The 24,245-nt window shown below is 26.0% G+C and carries 27 protein-coding genes; 3 read left to right on the top strand and 24 right to left on the bottom strand.

Translation table 11 applies throughout. The annotated features are described in order from the left end of the window. Positions 1-165: 165 nt before the first annotated feature. Positions 166-930: an EFR1 family ferrodoxin gene (locus WAO56_RS02890; protein ID WP_422143851.1), complete on the bottom strand. Its 765-nt coding sequence runs from the start codon at positions 928-930 to the stop codon at positions 166-168. Between the two features lie 72 nt (positions 931-1,002). Then, positions 1,003-1,878, bottom strand: coding sequence for an SH3 domain-containing protein (locus WAO56_RS02885; protein WP_422143850.1), 876 nt, complete (start codon positions 1,876-1,878; stop codon positions 1,003-1,005). Positions 1,879-2,060: 182 nt separating this feature from the next. Between WAO56_RS02885 and WAO56_RS02880 the strand changes: the two genes are divergently transcribed. Beyond that, positions 2,061-2,273, top strand: coding sequence for a helix-turn-helix domain-containing protein (locus WAO56_RS02880; protein ID WP_422143849.1), 213 nt, complete (start codon positions 2,061-2,063; stop codon positions 2,271-2,273). A gap of 142 nt (positions 2,274-2,415) precedes the next feature. Here WAO56_RS02880 and WAO56_RS02875 read toward each other — a convergent pair whose 3' ends face one another. Genes WAO56_RS02875 through WAO56_RS02860 form a run of 4 tightly spaced genes read right to left on the bottom strand, consistent with a single transcriptional unit; the run spans position 2,416 to position 6,334 of the window. Next, positions 2,416-3,180 carry a hypothetical protein gene (locus tag WAO56_RS02875; RefSeq protein ID WP_422143848.1) on the bottom strand — a complete coding sequence of 255 codons (765 nt, stop codon included), beginning with the start codon at positions 3,178-3,180 and terminating at the stop codon, positions 2,416-2,418. Continuing rightward, entirely contained in the window at positions 3,180-4,052 is an 873-nt protein-coding gene (locus tag WAO56_RS02870; RefSeq protein WP_422143847.1) for an ATP-binding cassette domain-containing protein, read from the bottom strand. Before WAO56_RS02870 ends, WAO56_RS02875 begins: the two co-directional genes overlap by 1 nt. 52 nt (positions 4,053-4,104) lie before the next feature. Continuing rightward, complete coding sequence (locus WAO56_RS02865) at positions 4,105-5,667, bottom strand: HAMP domain-containing sensor histidine kinase (RefSeq protein ID WP_422143846.1); 1,563 nt, start codon at positions 5,665-5,667, stop codon at positions 4,105-4,107. After that, entirely contained in the window at positions 5,654-6,334 is a 681-nt protein-coding gene (locus WAO56_RS02860) for a response regulator transcription factor (protein ID WP_422143845.1), read from the bottom strand. Before WAO56_RS02860 ends, WAO56_RS02865 begins: the two co-directional genes overlap by 14 nt. Positions 6,335-6,489: 155 nt before the next feature. On the opposite strand from WAO56_RS02860, the gene WAO56_RS02855 reads away from it, so the two are divergent. Further along, positions 6,490-7,392, top strand: coding sequence for a DUF975 family protein (locus WAO56_RS02855; RefSeq protein WP_422146244.1), 903 nt, complete (start codon positions 6,490-6,492; stop codon positions 7,390-7,392). A 55-nt stretch (positions 7,393-7,447) separates the two neighbouring features. Here the strand turns inward: WAO56_RS02855 and WAO56_RS02850 are convergent, their stop codons facing one another. From WAO56_RS02850 to WAO56_RS02840, 3 genes are all read right to left on the bottom strand, one after another. Beyond that, positions 7,448-9,268, bottom strand: a complete 1,821-nt coding sequence (locus WAO56_RS02850) for an ABC transporter ATP-binding protein (RefSeq protein ID WP_422143843.1) — start codon at positions 9,266-9,268, stop codon at positions 7,448-7,450. 81 nt (positions 9,269-9,349) lie between these two features. Next, a complete protein-coding gene (locus WAO56_RS02845; protein ID WP_422143842.1) occupies positions 9,350-9,727 on the bottom strand; it encodes an acyl-CoA thioesterase in 378 nt (125 codons plus the stop codon). Positions 9,728-9,852: 125 nt separating this feature from the next. Beyond that, on the bottom strand, positions 9,853-10,521 hold the full coding sequence (locus WAO56_RS02840) for a DsbA family oxidoreductase (RefSeq protein WP_422143840.1): 669 nt from the start codon (positions 10,519-10,521) through the stop codon (positions 9,853-9,855). A 187-nt stretch (positions 10,522-10,708) separates the two neighbouring features. On the opposite strand from WAO56_RS02840, the gene WAO56_RS02835 reads away from it, so the two are divergent. Further along, entirely contained in the window at positions 10,709-11,659 is a 951-nt protein-coding gene (locus WAO56_RS02835) for an NAD(P)/FAD-dependent oxidoreductase (protein WP_422143839.1), read from the top strand. A gap of 16 nt (positions 11,660-11,675) precedes the next feature. Here the strand turns inward: WAO56_RS02835 and WAO56_RS02830 are convergent, their stop codons facing one another. The 15 genes from WAO56_RS02830 to WAO56_RS02760 form a co-directional block, all read right to left on the bottom strand. Then, positions 11,676-12,764: a hypothetical protein gene (locus WAO56_RS02830; protein ID WP_422143838.1), complete on the bottom strand. Its 1,089-nt coding sequence runs from the start codon at positions 12,762-12,764 to the stop codon at positions 11,676-11,678. Then, positions 12,757-13,302, bottom strand: a complete 546-nt coding sequence (locus tag WAO56_RS02825; RefSeq protein WP_422143837.1) for a sigma-70 family RNA polymerase sigma factor — start codon at positions 13,300-13,302, stop codon at positions 12,757-12,759. The genes WAO56_RS02830 and WAO56_RS02825 overlap by 8 nt, the downstream gene beginning before the upstream one ends. A gap of 276 nt (positions 13,303-13,578) precedes the next feature. Then, a complete protein-coding gene (locus WAO56_RS02820) occupies positions 13,579-14,907 on the bottom strand; it encodes a DUF4179 domain-containing protein (RefSeq protein ID WP_422143836.1) in 1,329 nt (442 codons plus the stop codon). Continuing rightward, positions 14,900-15,445 carry a sigma-70 family RNA polymerase sigma factor gene (locus tag WAO56_RS02815; protein WP_422143835.1) on the bottom strand — a complete coding sequence of 182 codons (546 nt, stop codon included), beginning with the start codon at positions 15,443-15,445 and terminating at the stop codon, positions 14,900-14,902. The genes WAO56_RS02820 and WAO56_RS02815 overlap by 8 nt, the downstream gene beginning before the upstream one ends. Positions 15,446-15,596: 151 nt before the next feature. Beyond that, entirely contained in the window at positions 15,597-15,986 is a 390-nt protein-coding gene (locus WAO56_RS02810) for a hypothetical protein (protein WP_422143834.1), read from the bottom strand. 11 nt (positions 15,987-15,997) lie between these two features. Then, on the bottom strand, positions 15,998-16,642 hold the full coding sequence (locus WAO56_RS02805) for an ABC-2 transporter permease (protein ID WP_422143833.1): 645 nt from the start codon (positions 16,640-16,642) through the stop codon (positions 15,998-16,000). Next, positions 16,643-17,278, bottom strand: coding sequence for an ABC-2 transporter permease (locus WAO56_RS02800; RefSeq protein ID WP_422143832.1), 636 nt, complete (start codon positions 17,276-17,278; stop codon positions 16,643-16,645). After that, the gene (locus WAO56_RS02795; protein WP_422143831.1) at positions 17,279-17,911 is read right to left on the bottom strand and encodes an ABC-2 transporter permease; all 633 of its coding nucleotides are present in this window, start codon (positions 17,909-17,911) and stop codon (positions 17,279-17,281) included. It abuts the gene before it with no gap. A gap of 14 nt (positions 17,912-17,925) precedes the next feature. Continuing rightward, a complete protein-coding gene (locus tag WAO56_RS02790; RefSeq protein ID WP_422143830.1) occupies positions 17,926-18,777 on the bottom strand; it encodes an ABC transporter ATP-binding protein in 852 nt (283 codons plus the stop codon). Between the two features lies 1 nt (position 18,778). Beyond that, entirely contained in the window at positions 18,779-19,153 is a 375-nt protein-coding gene (locus WAO56_RS02785; RefSeq protein ID WP_422143829.1) for a GntR family transcriptional regulator, read from the bottom strand. Between the two features lie 108 nt (positions 19,154-19,261). Beyond that, positions 19,262-21,289: a DUF2079 domain-containing protein gene (locus tag WAO56_RS02780; protein WP_422143828.1), complete on the bottom strand. Its 2,028-nt coding sequence runs from the start codon at positions 21,287-21,289 to the stop codon at positions 19,262-19,264. A gap of 20 nt (positions 21,290-21,309) precedes the next feature. Next, entirely contained in the window at positions 21,310-21,903 is a 594-nt protein-coding gene (locus tag WAO56_RS02775; protein WP_422143827.1) for a hypothetical protein, read from the bottom strand. 44 nt (positions 21,904-21,947) lie between these two features. After that, positions 21,948-22,214 (bottom strand): DUF1905 domain-containing protein, encoded by a 267-nt coding sequence (locus tag WAO56_RS02770; RefSeq protein ID WP_422143826.1) that lies wholly within the window; start codon positions 22,212-22,214, stop codon positions 21,948-21,950. Between the two features lie 557 nt (positions 22,215-22,771). Continuing rightward, on the bottom strand, positions 22,772-23,527 hold the full coding sequence (locus tag WAO56_RS02765; RefSeq protein ID WP_422143825.1) for a hypothetical protein: 756 nt from the start codon (positions 23,525-23,527) through the stop codon (positions 22,772-22,774). 8 nt (positions 23,528-23,535) lie between these two features. After that, a complete protein-coding gene (locus WAO56_RS02760) occupies positions 23,536-24,225 on the bottom strand; it encodes a VanZ family protein (RefSeq protein WP_422143824.1) in 690 nt (229 codons plus the stop codon). Positions 24,226-24,245 lie beyond the last annotated feature (20 nt).

The following is a 24,245-nucleotide window of genomic DNA, read 5'->3' as shown; positions in this document are numbered from 1 at the left end:
AAGGATTATGTTATGTTTTCATAAGTTTAAGTTTAAAGGTTTTGAAAATGAAATAGCGGCTCAAGCTTCTTAGCTTGAACCGCAAATATTATTATTTTCTTCATCAACACTATTTGACAAAGAGCCGTATTAGTTTCCACTAATTTTAATAGTCGGTTTGTGTTTTTAAATAAATATTTCTGGTTCTTTTCTTTTTGCATTATCTATTTTAAATTTTTCATAACCTATTTTGTATTGTTCCATATGGTAAGTCCTAGAACCAGTTGGGCAATTGTAAATACAGGCTGTGCAATTAATACATTTGTCTTTATCGGTTTCTCTTGGATTATTTTTTGAAATAGCTTCTACAGGACAAATTCTCACACATTTACCACAGTTTATACATAATTCATCTCCTGTTGGCATTAACGGCTTCTTATTTCCTTCCTTGTAAGGTCTATTTCCCTTAATTTCTAATTCATTTATTTCTAGACTTTCTAATTTATTCTTACATTTATTGGCAAAATCTTTTATTTTAATTTCATCTTCTTCGTCTGGTCTATTTTCCGCTACTTCTGGAAAAATTGAATGTCTTGTTATAAAAGCTGCTGCTCCTAAGATTTTAAAGCCTTGCTCTTTTAAAATATCTGACAGTTCCAGTAATGCATCGTCATAGTCCCTATTGCCATAAGCTACAAGAGCAATAGCCGGTGTGTTATTTCCTTTAAATTTTTTTAATTTATTTACGCATATTTTTGGAATTCTACCGGCATAAACTGGTAGTGTTACAATTAACAAGTCTTCTTCCCCAAGGTTTTGATTCTTAATTTCATCTTTTAAGAAAAAATCAAATGTTTTTTTATTACCATTAAAATTATCTACAAATAGTTCCGATAATTTCTTTGTCCTACCACTTGGACTAAAATATATTTCTCTTATATTTTTATTCATAATTTCCCCCTGTAATTAATTTAAATAAAAAAGCCCTTTATGATAATATTTATATCATAAAAAGCTATTTTATCATAATGAATAATCTAAATTTCTACTTGAAATCCAACCATCATAGGAATTACCTGTAACTGAGCTAGTTATAATTGCTCTACACCAAGTTCTTCCAATGTCTTCAACAGTATCATAAATATATACAGAAGAGCCTTTCGATACATAAGTTATAATAGAGGCATTTATACTAGGACCTGAACGAATATTTGCTTTGTTACTTGTAACATAGTATAGGTTTCTATAGTCTGGGTTTGCCGCTAAATTTTGTTTACTTATTCTTGTTACTTCTTTCATTAATTCTTCCAATTCAGCCTTTGCTAAAGCTAATTCTTCTTTTTCCTTTTGTTCCTCTTGTACCTTTTCTTCCTCTTCTTTATTTTTTGTAATTTTTTCTTTATAGGTTAATACTGTTTCTTCATCTAATATGTCTTTATATTCTGCTAATTTACTTTCAGCATTTTCAAAGTCCAAATCTTCTATAGTAGACTCTATTTCAGAAATATATATTTCCTTTATGCTTTTAATTCTATCCTTTGCAGCCTTGTAATTGTCCTTATCCTCTTCTAATACTTCAGAATAGGAAAGTATTGCCTTACTATAATTACTGTTTTTATATTGTTTTTCTCCCTCTTGAAAACTTTCATCAGATTTTTTTAATTTTTTTGCTAAATCTAGTTTTTCAATGTACTCAACATCATCTCTTTTAAGAATAAGTTTATTATAGGTAGCAATAGCATTCTCATAATCACCTATTTCTATATATTTTTCAGCAGTTTTTTCCATTTTGCTAATTTTGAAATGCTTCTGTCCAAAAACAAAGGCAATAATACCAACAATAATTACCGCTATTAAAACGATGCCTATTATTATTTTTTTATTATTATTCTTCTCCATACTTCCTCCCATATAGAATAATTATATTAAATAAGTTTCATTCTTTCAAATTTATAATATAACTTTTCTTAATGATAGATTGTAAAATTAAATGCAACACCTAAAATAAAAAAACTCATAACAAATTCCGATATTTGTGTAAAATGTTAATAACCACAAAAACACACAGGTCGGAGAATGTTATGAGTCATAAACATCTTACCATGGATGATAGAAATAAAATAGAAGTTCTTAAAAAAGAAAACTATTCTGACAGGAGAATTGCTACACTATTAGACTTTATCAATTCGACAATAAGCAGAGAAGTAAAGAGATGTAAGGGTGAAAATTCAGCAAAAATAGCTCAAAATGATTATGAAGAAAAATCTAAAATAAAATATCCTGTTTTTTTATAAACGTTTTTGAAAAAATAAAAGTTTTGCCTCATATAAATAAAAAAATAGGTGAATTTTATAAATAGTATTCACCTATTTTCTGGGTAATCTTTTTCACGAAAAATTTAATAGAAAAAAATTAATATTACATTTTTTAAATATTTTATTTTTTCCTTCTTCTTAAATAAAAACTAAACAACAATACAAATATAGATAAGGCTGCAAAAAATATCATAGATTGAATAAAGGGTACAAAGTTATAACTTTCTCCTAACCAAACTTTATGAAAATCCTGGGCTACATAGTAATAGGGAATTGAATAGGCTATATTTTGCAAAAACCTAGGAAAAATATTTACTTGCAGTCCCATAAGTCCAGCTAGAGTTTGAGTTAAGAAAAAAACCGTCATACTAACTGCAAAAGTAGATCCGAATTTTTGAAATATATTGGCAATTCCATGACTAAGTAAAAAAATAATAATTGCTAATAAATATAGTGAAACATAATAGACTATTGCTCCAGTAACTGTTGGTGTTTTAATTTCTATTAAAGTGAACATGGCTAAGGAATAAATAAAAAATCCCAATGTTAAAATAATAAACTGAGATATTAATTTCCCTAAAATAACAGTTTTTTCAGAAAATCCAAATAATTTTAACCTTAATATTGCTTTTTCAGATAATTCCACACTAAAGTTTGCCCCGTAACCAATAAGAATTATTGCGTTACAAATAATTAATGGCATGCCTGTATATAGTACAGTGCCAAAGGTTGAATGTATTTCTTTTGGCATATCCTTAATTCCACCTATATATATTAAATATCCCATAAAAATTGGAAATATTATACCAAAGAACAATTGCATAAAATTACTAAGGGAGTTTCTCAATTCATATTTTATTAAATTTATAGACAATCCTTTTTCCATTACTGTAAACTCCTTTTCTTAAAACTCTCTTTTGCATTAATAGATAAAAGCTCAATGTCCTTACTACTTCTTTTAAAATCGATGTTTTGGTTAATTAATAAATCTACCACTTTCTTTTCTTCTTCTTTGTTCTTTGTACTAACGGCTATGGAATGTTCCGGTGAGAGAATTTTTCTAAACTTATTGGTAACTTCTTTATTTTTTTCATTGTTTGCCAATATTATTAAATTATTACCACAGTACTTTTTAAATAATTTTTCAGTATAATCAAAGGCTACAACCTTACCTTGGTCAAGTATTAAAAGCTTATCTACTAGATTTTCCAGTTCGTCATAATAATGGGAAACCATACAAATTGTAGTGTCCTTATGTCTATACCATTGTTCTATTTTCTCTACTAATCTTTCCCTTGTAACAAAGTCAAGTCCTGTTGTAACCTCATCAAAAAACACCAAAGGCACATCTTGGTACATAACCAAAATCAAGGTAAGCCTTTGTTTTTGTCCTCCTGAAAGATTTTGAAATCTCTTATTTAAACTGTCTTGAAATTCAAAAAAATCAATTAATTCCAATAATTTCTTGTCACTTTTTATTTTTGTATTACATATCATCTCTATAATATATTTTATTTTCATGGTATTTACATAGTTATTAAATTGAAGATGAACTGCCATTTGATTATGGGAAATATCTGTATCAATAATTCCTTTAAAGGGTGCTAGTCCTAAAATAGCATTTACCAAAGTTGTTTTACCAGCACCATTTGAGCCAATAATTCCAATTCTTTCCCTACTCTTAATTACTATTTCTTCATCTATAGAAAGTACTGTCTTATTTTTATAAGTTACAGACATATTTTTTATTTTTATCATATTATTTCCTCCTACTAATATAATAAATTAACCATATGTATTTCATATGAATTTATAATGAGGATTTAATATACTTACCGGAAAAATTAATTTCTGCAAGTACCCCATTATCTATATTTCTTACAAGTAAATTAAATCCTAGTAATTCAGAATAATACAAGGCTAAGTAAAGCCCTAAACCATGTCCTTTCCCCTGATTATTTGAACTTACAAAAGGTTCAAATATGCTGGCTTCCAATTCCTTTGGAATAAAGGTATTTGTATTTGTCACCTTTAGGCTATTGTTTTCTATTTCAAATATAATGTCGGCCTTATTTGGTGAAAATTTAATAGCATTTCCAATTAAATTATCTAGAATCTTATACAGTATTTCATAGTCTGTAAATATAATCTTATCTGTAGTTAAAGGTCTTATATTTAAATTCCTCTGCTCTATAATAACGGAATATTTATCTAAAATAGTACTTATAAGTAGAGTCAAAGAAATATTATTAAACTCTAAATTCTCATTAATATGATTTAAGTCCAATATTTCTAAAATAATATTATTCATTTCCAATAATTGTTTTTTCACCTCAAGTAAATACCTATCCCTATCCTTATATTTTCCAATATTGTCTATCATTCCATTAGTTAATAGTAAGGCAGAAGCAACCGGTGTTTTTAGCTGATGGGAGGAAGCTCTCATAAATATTTCCTTCCTTTTATTTTCATCCCTTAGCTTTTCATAATTTTCCCTTAACTGTTGGTGAAGTTCATTAAGTCTTTCTGATAGTTGTTCAATTTCATCATTGGTTTTTATTTCCAAGGGTTTAATATTCCAACTTTCGCTCTCCTTTATATGTTCTGATATTTTTAATATAGGGTTTACTATTTTTCTTGAAAAATATCTTGAAGTAAAAAAGGCTACAAGCAATATAATAAGAACAATCATGGGAATACTTGTATATATTGCTGATTGAATATCGGTAATTAAAGGAGTTAATAAGGAGAAAAACGACAGATACATTCCGTCATCTCCCTTAGTAATAATCATATAATTTGTATAGGCATTTTTATCTATATCGGATTTGTTAATTAATAGAAAGGTATTTTCTCCTAGGCTTTTAACTTCATTATAGCTTTCAATATTATTAAAATAATTCCTTGCAAATTCTGAAGTTTTTAAATTTACATGTGCATAACTGTCTAAATTTTCATTTATTTCATCTACTACTTTTTTAGGAATTTTAAATTCTTTAGTATTTTTGTTAATTTCTTCAAATTTAAAGTCCTTTGAATATAATTTATTTCTAAAATCATCAATTTCTTTTTTTAATTTCTCATCTTTAATACTAATGTCACCTTCAAAGAAAAAATTATTAAATTCAAATTTATAGCTATTTTCCTTTAAAAATAAACTTAGGGAATTAATAGGATTATTTCCTAGTTCATCTATATATTTTTTATTTTCAAGATAATCAAAATGAACTTTTAAAATATCCCTTTCATTTTTCCTACTGTTCTCCTCTACATAAAGAGAAGGCAACATTAAAAGCATATAGCCTAAAAATAGAGTTATTATTATAATTGAAAGAACAAGACTGTATACAAAGGTCTTTCTATTGAGTTTCATCTTCTTCCTCCTTAAAGGAATATCCTATACCAATAACTGTCCTTATGTAGTTCCTTGGTAATTTCTTTCTTAAGTTCTTTATATGGGTATCAATTACCCTATCGTTACCTATGTAGTCCTCATTGAAAATCTTATAAATCAACTGTTCCCTAGAAAACACCCTTTCAGGATATTCATATAAACAATCTAAAATTAAAAACTCTGTTAAGGTAAGTTCTAGGGATTTTTCGTTGTAGTAGGCTTGGTATTTATCCTTATTAATATATAACCCATTTTTATAATCCTCTTTTGCTTTATTGTAATTTAATCTTCTTAAAAGAGTCTCTATTCTTTTAAGTAATAAAATAGGCGAAATAGGCTTAACTATATAATCATCGGCATAGTTATTAAAGGCTTCTAATTGAGTTTTTTCATCACCAAGTGCCGTTAACATAATAATTCCTATTTCAATATTTTTTTCTTTTATATAATTTAAAACCTCAAGACCTGAAATTTTAGGAACCATAATATCTAAAATAGCAATATCAAACATATCTGTATTTAATTTTTCCATGGCCTCTTCTCCACTTTCCACTGCTACGACTTCCATTCCTGCCATATTCATATATTCAGATAAAACTTCTCTAATATTTAGTTCATCTTCCATAAACAAAATCTTTGCTTTCATATACTCACCCCACTATGTAAATTATACAATTAAAGTATGTATTTAATATGAATAATTATTTTAAAAGCCTATTAAAAAATAAAATATTACAATAAACTATAAAATTAAGGGTAATATAATAAATATAGGTTACTAAAATAAATTAGGAGTTTACTATGTGGACAAGGAATGAATTAAAGTTTGATGCAAAAGTTTTTCTAAGGAAAAACATAAAAAATGCTATACTAGCATGTTTAATATTTCTTCTATTGGCAAATATTTTTTCATGGTATGAAACCTCTGTTAATGTAATAACAAAAAACAGTATTTTACAATTTGATGAAGATATTATAGTTGAAGATTTTTACAATAATGATTTTTTATACAATACAGAAAATGAAAGATTATTCTATGAAACCTTAAAGGAAAATGATGAAGTACTTACTATAAACCTATGGAGTAGTTTATATTTTTTTAATTTAGACGGTAATTTTTTTAACAATAATTTATATATAGATTTTACCAATGGTAACTTTAACTTTAAAATGCCCTCTGTAATAATTTCAGGAATAGTTTCATTGTTTTTCATTTTAAATATATTTTTTATTCAACCTCTTAATATAGGAGTTAATAAATATTTTTTAAGAGCATATAATAATGAAAACAAACTTTCCACTATGTTTTTACCTTTTAAAGATGGTACCTGGTTAAAACTTTCCGGGAAAATTTTTTTAATGAATCTTTATTTAATGTTGTGGAGCTTTTTATTCATAATTCCGGGAATTATAAAATATTTTCAATACTTTTATGTAGAATATATTCTTGCAGATAACCCTACTATGTCCCTTTCGGAAGCTATAAAACTAAGTAAAGAAATGACAGATGGGGAAAAGTTTGAAATTTTCATTTTACAACTTTCCTTTATTGGCTGGGAAATATTGTCCTTATTAGCCTTTTCCTTGGGGCATTTGCTATTAATTCCTTACACTAAGGCAACTTACGTTAGATTATACCTGTTTAAAAAAGAACAATTTCAAACGAAAGTTACAAATGACTATTTTGAAGAAATAAAGAATTAGATTAAAAAAGCTGTACTAAAAACAATTGTTTTTAATACAGCTTTTCTTATTAAGTTTATGCAGTAACTAAATTGTCTAGAAACCCATCTAAACCCATTTTGTTTAAATCCATATTTCCTTGTGTGTATAGGTTATAATAGTAACCTTTTTTCTTCATTAATTCCTTATGATTACCTTGCTCAACAATTCCATCTTCAGTAAGTACAATAATCTTATCTGCATTTTGTATTGTAGTTAGTCTGTGGGCAATTGTTAAAGTAGTTCTTCCCTTAGCAAGTTTTTCTAAAGATTTTTGAATAATCTTTTCACTTCTATTATCTAAGGCTGATGTTGCTTCGTCTAAAATTAATATTGGTGGATTTTTCAAAAATACCCTTGCTATTGAAATTCTTTGTTTTTGTCCTCCTGAAAGTTTTACTCCCCTTTCACCAACATAGGTGTCAAAACCTTTAGGAAGTCCCATTATAAAATCATAAGCTCCTGCAAGTTTTGCCGCTTCTATTATATCTTCTTTACTTGCTCCCGGCTTACCATATTCAATATTGTCAAAAACAGTACCTGAGAAAAGATAAACATCTTGTTGTACCATTCCTATATTAGAACGTAAACTTTTAAGAGTTAAGCCTCTTATGTCCTTTCCATCTATAGTAATTCTACCTTCATTAACATCATAAAATCTTGGAATTAAATTACATAAGGTGGTTTTTCCCCCACCGGATGGTCCCACTAAAGCAACATTTGAGCCACTCTTTATATCTAAGGTTAGATCATTTAATATAATGTCGTCATTGTCATGGTATTTAAAAGTTACATGGTCTACTAAAATATCACCTTTTACATCTTTTAATTCTACTGCATCAGGTTCATCAAATATTTCAATATCTTGGTCCATTAACTCTATAAATCTTTCAATACCTGTCATTCCTCTTTGGAATTGTTCTGCAAATTCAACAATCCTTCTTACTGTTGCCAGTAGAGTATTAACAAATAATACATAGGCTACTAGGTCCCCTGGAAGTAAGCTTCCTCTCATCATAAAAATCCCACCAAATACTATAACAGCTAAATACATTAAGCCATCAAATATTTTTGTTATCATTTGATAACCTGCCATGTGAGTATAGGTTTCTTTTTTAATATCTAAAAATTCTTGATTTCCTTCTTCAAATTTTTTAATTTCCTGTGCTTCATTAGCAAAGGACTTTACAACTTTTACCCCTAAAAGGCTGTCTTCTATTTGTGAATTAATTTCACCAATATGATTTCTTTGAGCCTTAAAGCTCTTTCTCATTCTTTTTCTATATTTTCCTGAAGCAATAATCATCATTGGAATTATTGCAAATATAATTAAAGTTAAAGGAACATTAATATTAATTAAAAGAACAAAGGAAACAATAATTTTTATTGCACCTATAAAATATTCCTCAGGACAATGATGGGCAAATTCCGTTACATCAAAAAGGTCATTGGTTATTCTTGTCATAATTTGACCTACTTTTGTATCATTAAAATAACTGTCAGATAATTTATGAAGATGGTTAAATACATCTTTTCTCATATCTGTTTCAATTTTAGCCCCCATTATATGTCCGGTTTTTTGCATATAATAACCTGAAAGTACATCAATAACCTTTAAAACAAAAAATAAAGCACCTAATTTCCCTATAGTACTTAAAGTAATTAAACTTACGTCCTCCATTCCAGTATTGGTTAAATATCGTAAAATTAAAGGAAGTACCATTTCATTAACAGTAGTTAAACTTGCACAAAATAAATCAAAAAATAAAATTGACTTATAATTACTAAAATATGGAACAAACCTTTTAATTAACGTCATATTAGAATGAGTCTTAACATTACTACTATCATATGCCATTATCTCTTACCTCCTTTTTCGCATTATTACAGTCTATCACATATTTGTAATGATATCAAATAACAAGAATTAAGTTAACGTCTAGTTTATTTTAGACGTTTTCCTTATTTCCTTAGGCTTAAAATTATTGTCAACTGAAACCATTACAAATGTTCCTGATGTAATTAAAATATTATCTCTTTCTTTTATTCTATTTTCCACATAAACTTCCATAGATGTTCTTCCTACCTTTATAATTTCACCTTGAGATATTATAGTTTCACCTAAATAAGAAGAATTATGATACACTACTTCTTTTGCTGCTTTCGTTACGGTTTTTCCATTAACAAATTCCCTACTAATATAACCTGCCGTAGAGTCCATAATTTTAAAAGCCTCTCCACCATGTAGTAAGTCATAATAATTTAACATATTTTCACTTATTTTCTTTTCAAATTTATTATTACTTATTCTATTCATACTTCACCTATTTTTTTAAACTAATTCATATTTTATTATAATATAAAAACTTAAATATTTTATAGGACCTAGGCAACTTTTCAAAAATTTTTCTTAAAATAAAAAAAGGAGATAAACCATCTCCCTTAAGGTAAATCTATTTCATGAAAATCTGCCAATTTTTTAATAGCTTCTTCAAAGGTTTTAACATCTTGTTTTCCAGAAGCTCCGTACCTTTTATCAAAAAGGAAAAAAGGTATAGACTGGACTTGATATTGGAAGGCATCGTATTTATCCTGGGCTACATCATCACTAAAATCCTTTGAATCAATAATTTTTTTTGCTTCTTCCCTATTTAATCCCACTTCTTCAATAATCTTTAAAAGTTCTTCTTCCTTATTTAAGTTTAGACCTTTAGTAAAATAAGCTTCAAAAACCTTATTAATAAATTCTTCTTCCTTACCCTTAGTTTTAGCATATTTTGCTAATCTATGGGCTGTATTTGTATTTCCCGTAAGCATAATATCGTAGTTTAAATCAAGTCCTAAATCTTTTCCTTGGTCAATTACCTCTCTTGTTTCTGCCATAATAAGTCCCAATGGTTTGTTAGGCTCTTGTTCCTGCATATAGTCATATTTTAATACAGAGCTATTTTTTGAAGCATTTTCATCTAATTCATAGGCCCTGTAATTAATTTCTACAATATCCTTAGCATTTAAATTATTTATTGCATCATATAAATTTTTCTTTCCCATGTAACAAAAAGGACATGTAAAGTCAGAAAAAATATCTACTGTAATTTTTTTATTTTCCATAATATCACCTTTCTTCGCTGTATCTATATACCCTTTTAATTTATAAATAAGCATTTCATATTTTCCACCATTTTTAATATTTTTTAATATTTAATCGTAAAAAAAGTCCTGTGTCCTTGAATTAATAAAATATTAGAGTTAACATTTTATTGTAGTTATTACACAACTATCTCCTCCTGACTTTTAAATGCCAGTGAGATATTTAAAGAAAAAGGAGAATAAAATGAAATACGATTTAATTATTATTGGAGCAGGACCTGCAGGTGTTAGTTCTGCCTTATACGCTACTAGTAGAGGTTTAAAAACCCTAGTTTTAGAAAAAGATGAAAATCCAGGTGGAACCTTAAAAAAGGTTTCAAATATTACACATTTTACAGGCTTTAATACTGGAGAAGCCGGAACTGTATTTTCAAAAACATTAAATTCACAACTAGAACAATGTGGTGCTAAAGTTTTACAAGGAAAAGTTACAGCTGCTTCTTTAAAAGGAGAAGAAAAAGAAATAATCTGTAATGGAGAAAAATTTACTTCAAAAACAGTAATTATTGCTGCCGGAACTAGTCAAAATATTCCTGATTTTGAAATACTAGAAGAATTAAAAAACAAGCATTTACTTAACGATGCTAGAAAATATTATAAGAATTATGAAAATGTTATTGTAATTGGTGGCTCTGATGGAGCTGCAAAAGAAGCTTTGTTCTTCTCCCAAAATAATAAACACGTTGACTTAATTATTAGGGAGGAAAAACTTGCTGCTGTTCCAGAATTTTCCCAACCTATTTTAAATGCAAAAAATATTAGCATTCACTATAATTCAGTTATTTCTAAAGTAAACGGAAATGAAAATATTGAAGAAGTTCTACTTGAAAATACCACTACTAAGGAAAAAGAAACCTTAAAATTTAATAATTGTGGAATTTTCTACTATATTGGCTCAAGTCCAAATACTGAAATTTTCAAAGAAGTAGAATTAAATAAGGGCTATATTCTTGTAGATGAAAAAATGAAAACCAATATTGAAGGCGTTTACGCCGTTGGTGATATTAGGGTAAAGGAAGTACGCCAAATTTCTACAGCAGTTTCTGATGGTGCTATAGCTGCCATAGATGCAGCAAAATATATTAATGCAAAAAAATAAAACCTCCTTTGAGGTTTTATTTTAATTTTATGGTAAATGGCTCTCCTATATTTTCGATTTTTCCATCTTCTCCTTTATCAATTTTATAAAATTGTAATTTAAGCTCATCAACTTTTTTATAAAAATCCTCATCTTTTAATTGAGTTTCAGTATTTGTAAAGTGATATTCTTTTCTAAAATAGCCGTTTTCAAATGCAGTATATGCATAATTTTCTACACCGTAATCATCGATTAGTTTAAAAGAATAGTAATACTTCTCTTTATCTTCTTTGTTTTTGTATTTTAATTTACCACTTATATTTATATTAATTGGATTTACTATAATATTTTTTACCTTAAATATAAATTCATCAGTTTCTAAAGACTCATTTACTTTATATTCTTTTTGTTTAGAATAAAGTTTATTTGTATCTACTACTGTATTAAATTTTACTGTTTCATCTATGGAACTTTCAATATTATCTTTAACAAGTCCATCTAAACCAATATATTCTATTTCTAAATCTATTTTACCCTTTGGAAGCTTTTTTTCTAGTTCGATTTCGTAATATACAACATAATAATTTTCCATTTTATTATTTGTTTGTGATACTGTAGAAAAATTCTCTATATAGTCAAATTTTTTTCCATTTATCTTTAATTTTATATCTTTAAATGCAGGTATTTCGTCTTCTTTTTCATTATATCCCTCAGGTAGTTGAATCAATGTATTGAGACTTATTTTCTTATCGTATAATAAAACATCTATTAACCTAACTTCTGCTATTCCAAACTCTACTGTATCATCTACTTTGTTGGCATATTTTGCTACTTTTGGAGCACTATATATTTCAGATTCCATTATAAATACATTTTCCAAATATAGTTTAGCCTTAGCATAAACCTCTTTCCCTATATTTGTCTGACCAAAAACCACAAGGCCAAATACTGCTGCAATCGCTACAGTGGTAACTTTTTTCCATATATTTTTCTTTTTACCTTTTATGCTATTAAGAATCTTCTTCTTTTCTATATCGTTTATTTTAAAATTTTCTTTGTCTTTTGAAGATATTTCATAGTCTTCTAAATTTACTATCATCTTATTAAATTTTTTATAATCACTCATTCTTCCTACCTCCTTGCTCTAAATATTCTCTAATCTTTTTCTTCCCTCTCAAAACCCTATTATAAACTGCACCTTTTGATAAGTTCATTTTTTGAGAAATAATATCATATGAAATTTCGTCATAGAATCTATTTCTAAAAATTTCCTTATCTTCCTCATTTAAAGGAGAAATCAAATCTTCAAATTCTTCTATTAATTCTATTTCCATTTTTTCTGGCTCTACTGAAATATTCAGTTCCTCTATATTTTCAGTTTTGGACTTTTCCAAATATTTTCTTAAGTAGTCTATTGACTTATATTTTGCAATAACACAAATCCAATTTGTAAAACTAGAAATTTCTGAATCAAAATCTTCAATATTTTCCCATATTGCTAAAAACACTTCGTTTAAACAATCCTCTTTATAGTTTTCTAAATAAAAAAGATGTTTGTTTATGATTTTCTTAATTAAATAACCATAGTTGTCCATAACAAATATAAGAGCTTGTTCATCTTTATTTATTAGTTTTTTAATAAAATTCTTTTCATTTATTTTCATTTCAACCTCCTAACTTTCTGTTATAAGATACTACGTAACGGCAATCATGTTTCTAACCGAAACAAAAAATAATAAGTTCTTTCTACATTTTATATTATATTGAAAATAAAATTTACGTATAATTACTTTAAAATGTTCAAATTCTGCTTTTAGATTTTCATTAAATACTTTTACTTTAAATTGGAAGTCGTATTTTACAACAAAAAACCGACCTTTTATTATTAGATTTTTAGTCTAACCTTCCAAGGCCGGCATAACTCCATCACACAATATATTCTATTTTAATTTTATGGTAAATGGCTCACCTATATTTTCATCTCTTACTATTATATCTGAATCTAGTTTCTCTCTCTCCTTAATTTCTTTTTCTAATTCCTTTCTAAGTCTTTCGTTCCGCTCATCAATAGGCAAATTATTTAAACCTAATGCCTCCGCTTCCTCATCACCATATTTATTTAATACCATATTTACAGTCTTCTTTATCTCTTCTTCAGAAAGATTACTAATAAGTTCACTTTCTACTATATTAAAGTTCAAGGTAATTTCTTTAGCATTCTTTAATTCCTCCATGGATACGATACCATTCCTACCCTCATATTGATACATATCAATTTCAAAAACAATTTTATTTGTCGTTTGATAATTTTCATCTACAGTATAGTATCCATTAAAAGAAACTTTTTTACCATTATCTAACTTTCCATCTAATGATATCTCCCTAGAATTTAATCTATAAGACTCATTGTCTATATTTTTAATATCTTCATCTGATTCTGCATATATTTTTGTTTTATAAGGATTATACTCATATCCTGTTATTCTATAATTAACATTATTTTCTTCATCTTTTAACTTTATATCTAAATCTATTTTATTTGACTCTTCTTTAAGATTTTCCAAATCCACTTCATCTAAGACTAACTCAAACTTTTCTCCATGTGCTTCCGGTACTCCATTTACTTTTAAAACCAATCCATCTCCACTTAAAGTAATTTTTTTACTATCTTCTAAAAGCTTAGCTTCTTCATTTTTTAAAATATATTCAAAAACTTCATATTTCACCTTAGGATTTTCTTCTATTGGACCGCCGCCACCACCTCTTTTAGTAATGTCAATATCCTTGTCTCCAATTTTCATTCCAGTCATCCATAAACCTTGAATATAATGGTTTTCGTTTTGCTCTTTATCATATTCAATTAAAAAGGTTATATTTAATTCATTACCATATAACATAACTGAGTTGACTTTTATTTTATAATCTTCTCCATAAATGGTTTTATCTATATGTTGGGCATATTTATCTAAATCGACCTTACTATCAAATGCTTCCTCCTGTTTAAAATTAAAGGTTTCAAGTACAAATTCTTTTGTTTTAGCATAAACCTCTTTTCCCATATTGGTCTGTCCAAAAACCACAAGGCCAAATACAGCTGCAACAGCTACTGTGGTAACTTTTTTCCATATATTTTTCTTTTTACCTTTTATGCTATTAAGAATCTTCTTCTTTTCTATATCGTTTATTTTAAAATTTTCTTTATCTTCAGGAGTTATGTTAAATTCGTTTAAATCAATATCTATATCGTTAAATTTATCGTATTTATTCATTTTTATATCCTCCATTTTCCACATATTCCTTAATTTTACCCTTTCCTCTTGAAACTCTTTTATATACAGCTTGTTTGGACATATTAAACTCCCTAGCTGTGTCTTCATAGGAAATATCGTCATAGAATATTTTTCTAAAAATAGCCTTGTCCTTTTCTTTTAATGGAGATATTAATTCTTCAAACTCCTCTTTTATTTCCAACTCCAATTTTTTTGGTTCTTCTGAAATATTTAACTCATCTATATCTTCGGTTTTAGACTTTTCCAAATATTTTCTTAAGTAGTCTATTGACTTATATTTTGCTATAACACAAATCCAATTTTGAAAAGTTGAACGATTTTCATCAAAGGATTCAATATTATTCCAAATTGATAAAAATACTTCATTTAAACAATCTTCCTTATAATCTTCTAAATTGAAGAGATATTTGTTAATAATTTTCTTTAAAAGCCAGCCATAGTTATCGATAACATATATAAGAGCTTTTTCATCTTTTTTTCTAAGCTTTTTTATAAAATTTTTCTCATTTACTTTCAATTTTTTCCTCCCTTATTTTATTACCGGTTAATATATACTACGTAAGGCTATATGATTTTTTGACATAAAATTTATTTTTTCATAATTTTACTATAAAGCAAAAAATTAGAAAAGCCTTTTATAGCCTTTCTAATTTAAAACAATTTATATGTTAACTATCTATAAAAATCTCATAGCCTATAAGAAAAACTCCCAATAAAATAAACATTATAGTTATATCTTTTCTGTTTTTTAGTACCATATTACTTGGTCTGTCCTTCTCATAAACTATATCAACTATATCTCCTACTTCCTTATTCATTGAAACTTGAATTGATTTGTCAGAAATATAGGTTTTTCCTTTTACATTTATTTCCACTGTTGCAAATTTACTGTTATTTTTCTTGGTTTCTTCCTTAATGGTTATGTCTATTTTTGTAATTCTTCCTTTTACAGTTTTGGGATTCTTAATTTTTATTTTTTCTAACATTCCATAATATATACCAATGGCAATAAATATTAAGCCTAATAAAATAGTAAAAATTCTTTTTGGATTATTCATTTCACGTTCCTTTAAAATTCCTTATTTTTAAATATTTTAATTGATACTATCATAGACAAAATATATAAAAATAGTCCTATTCCAATACTTAAAAATATTACTCCAGTTTCATTTATTGAATTAAATCTATAGAAAATATTTTGAAACATTTCTTTTACTAAGGGCAACTTATTGTATAAAAATAAAATTGTTAACACCATTACCCCAATAAAAATAAATAACATAATTGTAGATTTCTCCATACCATATTTAATTGCAATTAAAATATATAGGGAAAAGAATATTAAATTTAAGCCTATTACCATTGCTACTATTGATAAGGTATTAATATTAATTGAAAAATTATTAAAGAGCATTAAACATATTAGACCTATTAAAATAGATACTATAATCGTGAAAAATGTTAATAGGTATTTACTCATTACTATTTCACTTTTATTTATAGGCATGGTTAAAGAGTATTTATTCCAGTTGTTTTTTTCTTCCTCATAAATTGTCTGTATTGACATTACCCCATTTATGTAACTTATCATTAAAAGAGATGCAAAATAATTGGATTTTGTCATAAAATTCAAAACCCAAAGTCCCATAAATACTATTAAAGCATTTTTCATACTCTTTAAATAATACAAATCCTTTAATATTAAACCTTTCATTTAATACTCCTTATTTTTTGTAAATATATAGGACAAAACCATAGAAGCTAACATGTAAATTATAAAAATAATTGTAGCAACAACTAAACTCAAGTATGGTTTATTTTCAATTAAAATATTTATACTACTTAATATATTGGGAAAAATTTCTTTTATTCCAAAGTATAAGGCAAATATTACTATTACACCTGAAAAAAGATACACTTGAGATTTCCTAAATCCAACTATTAGGGTAATTGTTAAATAGTAATTTAGCATAAACAATATTATTATTGTACTTTTACTTCCTAAAAAAATATTATTAAAATTCAATGATTTAGATAATACCCCAAATACAAATGAAGTTACAAAATATGTTAATAGGGTTAAAATATTTAGTACTAAATATTTTTCTACTATAATATTTTTTCTACTAATTGGACTTATTTTAAAATACTTCTTCCAACTTCCTCTTTCTTCTTCTAAGGTTGTTGAAACTATATTCATACCTACTAGAAAAGGCAACATAAATTCAATTACTCCTGTAAAGCTTGAATCTTGTTTCAAGGATAAGACTCCCCAAAGTATTGTAAAGGGTATTAAAATCTTCAAATTGTTTTTAATATAATATAAATCCTTTAATATTAAACCTTTCATTTAATACTCCTTTCTATTTATTGTCTTGATGGATAAAAAGTAAAATAATAAGATAAGTAAAACTGCTATAAGAGCAAAAACTATTCCTACTATTGTCATATTAAGTTTAGGAATTAATTCTATAGATTTATTTATTACTTCCGGAAATATTTTTTGAATACCAAATACTATTACAGCTATTCCGGCTATTATTCCAAAAATATAAATCATGGCTTTTTCAGCTCCAAATTTTATTCCTATAAATATATTTAAATTCAAAAATACCAATACTGCTAAGAGAAACAGAAATGATTCTATTAGTAAATTAATTTCAAATTTCTTTAAAATAGTAATGGAAATTCCAAAAGTAAGTAAAAATGTTAAGCTACATAATCCATTTATAAATAGGAACTTCTCCTGTACTAAATTATTTCTACTTAAAGGCATAGTTAAAGCATACTTATTCCAGTTGTTTTTTTCGTCTACAGTAATAATTCCCAAGGTCATAAAGCCCATTAGCATAGTCATAACTGCAGGAAAAAACATAAAGTTTTCTTTATTCATAAACATTATCCCATAAAGTAAAAATAACCCAGCTAATAACTTAAGATTGTTTTTCATATAATATAAATTTTTAAGTAGTAAACCCTTCATAATAATCTCCTAAACTATATATTTTCACCATTGGTAAATATAACCATGTAATCATCTATATTCATTTTCTCTGTTACAAGATTTGGATACTCTTTTCTAAATTCCTCAATATTTTCTATTATTACATCTATATAATTTGAGTTTTTTAAGTATTTTACTACATATTTTCTGTCTATTTCATATAAATCCTTTAAGGTGCATTTGCAAATTCCATAGGAATAAATAAAGTCATCTTTCTCCTTTGAAAATATTATTTCTCCGTCATCTATAAAGGTTATATAATCTGCAATTTTTTCTAAATCCGTTGTTATATGACTGGAAATTAAAATTGAATTTCTTTCATCCTGTATAAAGTCTAAAAACATTTCCAAAATTTCATTTCTAAAAACAGGATCCAGTCCACTTGTTGGCTCGTCTAATATTAGTAATCTTGGGTTATGGGAAACTGCTATGGCAAAGGATAATTTCATTTGCATTCCCCTTGAAAAATCCTTAATTAACTTGTCATCAGGAAGTCCCATTTTATTTAAATATCCTAAATATTTTCCACTGTCCCAATTTTTGTAGATGTTTTTTAAAATATTTCCTATTTGCTTTGCATTGTACTGTTCGCTAAAAAAACCATCATCAAAAACTATTCCAATATTTTCCTTTGCTTCCTTATTTAAGGCTCCACCAAAAACTTTAATTTCCCCGCTATCTATTTTTATTAAATCCATTATGGACTTTATTATTGTTGTTTTCCCTGCTCCATTTCTTCCAACGAGTCCCATAATTGCCCCTTCTTCTAAATTAAAGGACACATCTTTTAGTTGAAATTTGTCATATTTTTTATTTAAATTATTTATTTCTAATATTTTAGTCATATTAATCACCCTTGTATAAAATCTCCAGTATTTCTTTTAGCTCCTCTAAGGATATTTTTGATATTGTAGCTATTTCTATTATTTCTTCAAACTTCTCTTCTATAATCTTTAACTTTTCTTCCCTTACAAGTTCTAAATTTTTACTTGCAACATAACTTCCCTTTCCTACAATTGTTTCAATAAAACCCTCTTGTTCTAAGTCATTGTAGGCTCTTTTTGTTGTTATTACCGAAACTTTCAAATCCTTTGCCAAGGCTCTCATACTTGGAAGGGCGTCCCCTTCTTTTAATTCTCCTTTAAGAATTTGATTTTTAATTTGTTGTGTAATTTGCTCATAAATAGGCAAATTACTTGAGTTACTTATTATAATATTCATTTTATACCTCTTCTAGAATAGTGTATATGCTGTTTATATACACTATATACCCTTATATACACTTTGTCAACAAAAAAATAGCCTTGAAATAGAAAATCTATTTCAAAGCTATTTTTTTTCGTAAATTTCTATATATTCATTACTAAATTCAGATAGTTTATATCCGCTTTCTAAATATTTTTCCTTAATTAAAATTTCTTTTTCCTCATATAATTCACTTGGTATTACTAGATAATCAATTTCTTTATCTACTTCTAAATTATTATGGTATTGTAAATCATATAGTTCAAAAATATTTTTACTTAAATAGCTTGTATACAATGTTTGGCTTAATACTTTTGAATTATGAGGAATTCTATCTAGAGAATTTTCAATTTCCTCATATTTTTCTCTATTTTTTAAATCTACAATTCCATCGGATTTATTATAATCAATATTAAAAACTATGACAGTTGAAAAAATAAATGCGGCTAAAAGTAATACTTTAAAATTCCTATTTGTTTTCATTTTATTTTTTGTTTTTTCTTCAAAATAATTTATTGATAGTAATAACATTATTATTAACAATACAGAAGTTCCATAGTTATATTGGAAAACCAAAGAATGTTGGTAATGATAGTCCGATAATAAATTTACAATTATTAAGGGACAAAGTAAAAAATAATTATACCATCTACCTTGTAATACTGGTAGAAAAGCCATTGAGCCTAACACTACTAGTAAATAGTAAACCTTATTTGTTTTAAATATTAAGGAAATATAGTAGCTAAAATTCTGTAAAAAACTAATTATAATTCCCATAATCCCCATATTTTCATAGGCCGATAGATTTGCATACCTATTAAGCATTGCTCCATCACCAAAATTATTTAAATAATTTATTAAAATAAAAAACACTATTATAGGAATAATAATTAATACTATTAAATTGAAAATTTTATCCTTTACTCTTTTTTTCTCATTATCCCTAAATAAAAAATATAAGCCAATAAAAACTATATAAAGTCCTGCATCTTCTTTTACAGCCAAGGTTAAAACTGTAAATAAAATAATTAATAGTTTCTTATTTTTTAATCCTGCGTAAAATAGCCATAATAATAATGGTGCTAAAAAACAATTTTCATGTAAATCATACATACTGCTTCCGTTTAAAGAAGGTAATACTAAATACAGACCAATTATTAAAAGGGACAAACTTTTATTAACTTTTAATTCCTTAGCTATTTTATATAGTGGTATTATTCCGGAAACCACTATAATAATTTGTAATATTTGTAATGTAATTGCTGAAGGCCATATTTTAAATATTGGTAACATTAAGTAATAAATTGGTGAAACATGAACTTTAAAATGGGATAATAAACCATCCCTTTCTACAGTTGTTACTGGACCTAACCCTTTGTCCATATTATGAAACATCTGTGTAAAAATACCCATATCATATGTAGGTATTTTAAAGGTTAAAACTCTACTTACCATTATAGTTGTTAAATATAATACCTGAGCTACTCCTATTAAAATCACAAAAACCAATATGTATTTAAAAATCCTATCTTCATTTTTCCAGAATTTTTTTCTTAAAGTTAAACATAAGAAGGAAAAAATTAATACTGCTATTATTCCTAATAAAATATAGTTAGAATTTTCATAATTTAAAAAATCTATATTAAAATAATCATTTACAATATTATCAGTAAATTTACTCTTATCTGTTACAAAAAACATAAAGACAATTTTAATAATTGACAATATTATCACTACTATAGTTGAGTGTCTAACAAAGGTCTTGTTAATTTCCCCTTTTATGAAAAATAAAACTACTCCAATAATAAAAACCAAGCCTAAACTTATTATTGGAATATTAACCTTTAACATAAAAATTGTTAAATAAACAAGTAGGGTTATGTAAAATATAGTCCAAGAGATTTTTACTTCATTTACTCTAATAGCAATTATTATAAATAACATAAATAAAAATATTGATATCCCTTGCATTATTAAAGAATTTAAGGATAAATTTAAGGTATAAAGATTCTCTACCGGATTATTTAAAACATATATAATCTGAAAAAAGAAAAAGGCGGTAAAAAAAATTGGTGCTATTTCATTTTCTATTGTTTTTAAAAATTTATTCATATTACCACCTATTACAATATTTATAAATTAAACTTAATCCATTTTTCCTCATACTCTTTGTTATTTAATAACTTTAAATCATTTATAGAAAAAACTTTGTTTTCTTGGCATAAGTCAATATATTTAAAAATCCAGCTTTCACATTCTTCCTCGTAGATATAAACCTTATTTATTCCTTTTTCTAACAAAACAAATAGTCTACTGTGACCATCTAGGATATAATAATTTCCCTTTACTTTTTTTACAGGTATATAGACTATTTCATTATTAATCCTTTTTGAAATATTCTTTATTTTTCTTTTATTTAAATATAATTGACTAGGATATAAATCTAAAATTTCTTTTTTTATAAACTCTTTTTTAGGAAATTCCGCCAAAATCTTTCCTGATTTACTATATATTTTATCAACAAATCCATTATAAAATTTAAATTCACTAATAACATCTTCAATATATTTTTCATTAGTAAATTCTAGTTGTGCATGGGTTTCATTAATACGAAATACGTATTTGAAAATTTCCTCTTCATTTTCTACAATAAAGCCTAGGTTTTTATTTATAGTATCTGTATCAAATAAGTCCTTGTATTTATCTCTTACTCTTATTACTTCCATTTACTTTGTCTTTCTTCCCAACTACTTATTAGCATTAGATAGATCTACTTTCTTTCCCTAATTGTAACCTTTATTGTGTCGCCAGCTTGTTTATTAATTTTCTTTCTTATATCTTTTCTTATACCTATAATATGATTAACGGTTTTCATTCTAACAAGGCTACCATCATATGGTTCTCCATCAAAAGTAGCATGAACCTTTACTCTTCCTTTTCCAAATTCTTCTTTTACATTATAGGGAAATTCTACATATGCACCGTCAATATCCGGTACTTTTTGTATTATAGCTTGAAATTCATATATTTTATCCACAATATTTATCCTCTTAAATCGTATATTTAAAGCTTTCTTACTGATTATACAATATCTACAAAATATTTTACACTTTTAAGCATTAAATAATCCTGTCTATTAAAGTGGATTATTATTAAATGCTTAAAAATTGTAGCTATTATTTCCAAAAATAATGAAGATATAGGTAAAAGGGACTTTCGAATTTTATTTAAAAGCCCTTCTATACCATTTATATTTTTGTTTTTTAATTCTATTTCTAAAGATAATATATATAGTTACAAGTATAAAATAATACCTAATATAGATTCTACTATATAGGTCGGTAGCAATCTTGTAAATTATTGTTTCATAAATTAAATAAAATCTTCCCTCATTGCCAAAAAATAAAAAAACCTAGGACTTATTACTAACTCCTAGACTTTTCCAACGTATCCTTACTTACTGTATTAATAATTAGTATGTGTTTTACCTTGAACTAGACTAATAATTATATTACAGAATACTAAAAAACTAATATTTATTTAATTAATGCCTATTCTAGCACCACTATAAAAACCAAGCCTACTTATGAAAGATTATTTTTTTAATAATCTTCCTAAGTCCTCTTTTAGTCTAACATGAAAACAACTATCCCAGTTTCTTGGATGTACTAGTAATAAACTCCTTCTATAGTCGTTTTTTAAAATTTCTCTTGGATTACCTCCTACCCATTTAGTTGGATATGGATTATCCATTATTCTAAAATCTAAATTGTCCTCTATACTATAAGCTTCAATAATCTTAAATTTTTTTAATAGATTATCATCTACTAGTTCTAAATTTCTAATATTTAATTCCCTATTTTTCCAATCACCATGGGAGGAAATTGTTCTTACTTCTATTCCTAAATCTTTAAAGTATGAAAGATTTCTTTCAAACTCCTTGACTATATTGTCTAGATTAGAATAGACCTCCTCCTTAGTTTTTAATTTGTTTTTTTTAGCAAATGTAGCTATTTCTTCAAAATGATAACCTACTTCTATATCTTTTTTATTAAGATATTTCATAAAATCTATATCTATAGTTTTTAACCTAAAGTAATATGTAGACTTTATATTGTATTTATCCTCTATTTCAAACATTTCTTTTGCAATTTTTAAATCACTATCAATATCATGACGTAAAATTATTATTTTATCTTCAGTATTAAATCTATTATTATAATAATCATCTATTGTTATGAATTTAAAATCATTGTTTATAAATTCTTCTAACATATTATTATACTCATCTAATCTACTAGGCATAAAATAATCTGCATATATTCTATTTTTTATTGATTTTAAGTTCATTTTCTCTCCTACTGAATTATATAAAGTTTCTTTAATTTGTTTTTTATTCTTCTCTTATTTAAAAACAAGTATATTATTATATTTCCTGTTATATTTAATATATAATCATCTATATCCATAAAGCCTGTCATTGTTAAAATTTGCAAAAATTCTACAAAAATTATAATTATAGACATAGTTAAAAAATAGTTTTTAAACTTTTTCATACTATCAAATAATATATACATAAAAAATCCGAAGGGCATAAATATTATTAAATTACCAAATATATTATAGAACATAATTGAAAAATTTATAGTACCCTTACTAAATCCTAAAAGATAGTATTTAATAATTGCAAAAGGCTTTAAATTATAGTTGTTTTTTATGTACAAAATAAAGTCGTCTGTATCATAAAATACTCCCATGCCCTTTTTTAAAAATATGGCTATAGTTAATATTAACAAATACTGTATAAATAACAATATTATATTTTGTCTTACAATCCTTAACTTACCTGCCCTACTATCCATATCTTTTATATAGGACCAAGAGGATATTATAGTAAGAGAACCACTAATTAATCCAATTAAAATAAGGTTTTTAAATTCTACAATATATTCAAAACCACTTATTATTATTTTAAAAATTAAAAGAAATGTTAACAATATTAATCCGATAATTAATATTCTAAATAATTTTCCTATTTGTTTATTCATTATGCTACCTTGTTATTTTT

The sequence above is a fragment of the Miniphocaeibacter sp. genome, from assembly GCF_049276255.1.
Classification (GTDB): domain Bacteria; phylum Bacillota; class Clostridia; order Tissierellales; family Peptoniphilaceae; genus Miniphocaeibacter.
This window is presented reverse-complemented; position numbering and strand designations above follow the sequence as displayed.

Coding starts and splice junctions, on each gene's coding strand:
- WAO56_RS02785 (WP_422143829.1), bottom strand. CDS start 19,153: ATGAATATTATAATAAGTAACTCAAGTAATTTGCCTATTTATGAGCAA.
- WAO56_RS02805 (WP_422143833.1), bottom strand. CDS start 16,642: ATGAAAGGTTTAATATTAAAGGATTTGTATTATTTAAAGAGTATGAAA.
- WAO56_RS02820 (WP_422143836.1), bottom strand. CDS start 14,907: ATGAATAAATACGATAAATTTAACGATATAGATATTGATTTAAACGAA.
- WAO56_RS02880 (WP_422143849.1), top strand. CDS start 2,061: ATGAGTCATAAACATCTTACCATGGATGATAGAAATAAAATAGAAGTT.
- WAO56_RS02765 (WP_422143825.1), bottom strand. CDS start 23,527: ATGAACTTAAAATCAATAAAAAATAGAATATATGCAGATTATTTTATG.
- WAO56_RS02855 (WP_422146244.1), top strand. CDS start 6,490: ATGTGGACAAGGAATGAATTAAAGTTTGATGCAAAAGTTTTTCTAAGG.
- WAO56_RS02825 (WP_422143837.1), bottom strand. CDS start 13,302: ATGAAAATAAATGAAAAGAATTTTATTAAAAAACTAATAAATAAAGAT.
- WAO56_RS02775 (WP_422143827.1), bottom strand. CDS start 21,903: ATGGAAGTAATAAGAGTAAGAGATAAATACAAGGACTTATTTGATACA.
- WAO56_RS02870 (WP_422143847.1), bottom strand. CDS start 4,052: ATGATAAAAATAAAAAATATGTCTGTAACTTATAAAAATAAGACAGTA.
- WAO56_RS02840 (WP_422143840.1), bottom strand. CDS start 10,521: ATGGAAAATAAAAAAATTACAGTAGATATTTTTTCTGACTTTACATGT.
- WAO56_RS02865 (WP_422143846.1), bottom strand. CDS start 5,667: ATGAAACTCAATAGAAAGACCTTTGTATACAGTCTTGTTCTTTCAATT.
- WAO56_RS02830 (WP_422143838.1), bottom strand. CDS start 12,764: ATGAGTGATTATAAAAAATTTAATAAGATGATAGTAAATTTAGAAGAC.
- WAO56_RS02885 (WP_422143850.1), bottom strand. CDS start 1,878: ATGGAGAAGAATAATAATAAAAAAATAATAATAGGCATCGTTTTAATA.
- WAO56_RS02845 (WP_422143842.1), bottom strand. CDS start 9,727: ATGAATAGAATAAGTAATAATAAATTTGAAAAGAAAATAAGTGAAAAT.
- WAO56_RS02835 (WP_422143839.1), top strand. CDS start 10,709: ATGCCAGTGAGATATTTAAAGAAAAAGGAGAATAAAATGAAATACGAT.
- WAO56_RS02790 (WP_422143830.1), bottom strand. CDS start 18,777: ATGACTAAAATATTAGAAATAAATAATTTAAATAAAAAATATGACAAA.
- WAO56_RS02795 (WP_422143831.1), bottom strand. CDS start 17,911: ATGAAGGGTTTACTACTTAAAAATTTATATTATATGAAAAACAATCTT.
- WAO56_RS02860 (WP_422143845.1), bottom strand. CDS start 6,334: ATGAAAGCAAAGATTTTGTTTATGGAAGATGAACTAAATATTAGAGAA.
- WAO56_RS02800 (WP_422143832.1), bottom strand. CDS start 17,278: ATGAAAGGTTTAATATTAAAGGATTTATATTATATTAAAAACAATTTG.
- WAO56_RS02760 (WP_422143824.1), bottom strand. CDS start 24,225: ATGAATAAACAAATAGGAAAATTATTTAGAATATTAATTATCGGATTA.
- WAO56_RS02875 (WP_422143848.1), bottom strand. CDS start 3,180: ATGGAAAAAGGATTGTCTATAAATTTAATAAAATATGAATTGAGAAAC.
- WAO56_RS02810 (WP_422143834.1), bottom strand. CDS start 15,986: ATGAATAATCCAAAAAGAATTTTTACTATTTTATTAGGCTTAATATTT.
- WAO56_RS02850 (WP_422143843.1), bottom strand. CDS start 9,268: ATGGCATATGATAGTAGTAATGTTAAGACTCATTCTAATATGACGTTA.
- WAO56_RS02890 (WP_422143851.1), bottom strand. CDS start 930: ATGAATAAAAATATAAGAGAAATATATTTTAGTCCAAGTGGTAGGACA.
- WAO56_RS02780 (WP_422143828.1), bottom strand. CDS start 21,289: ATGAATAAATTTTTAAAAACAATAGAAAATGAAATAGCACCAATTTTT.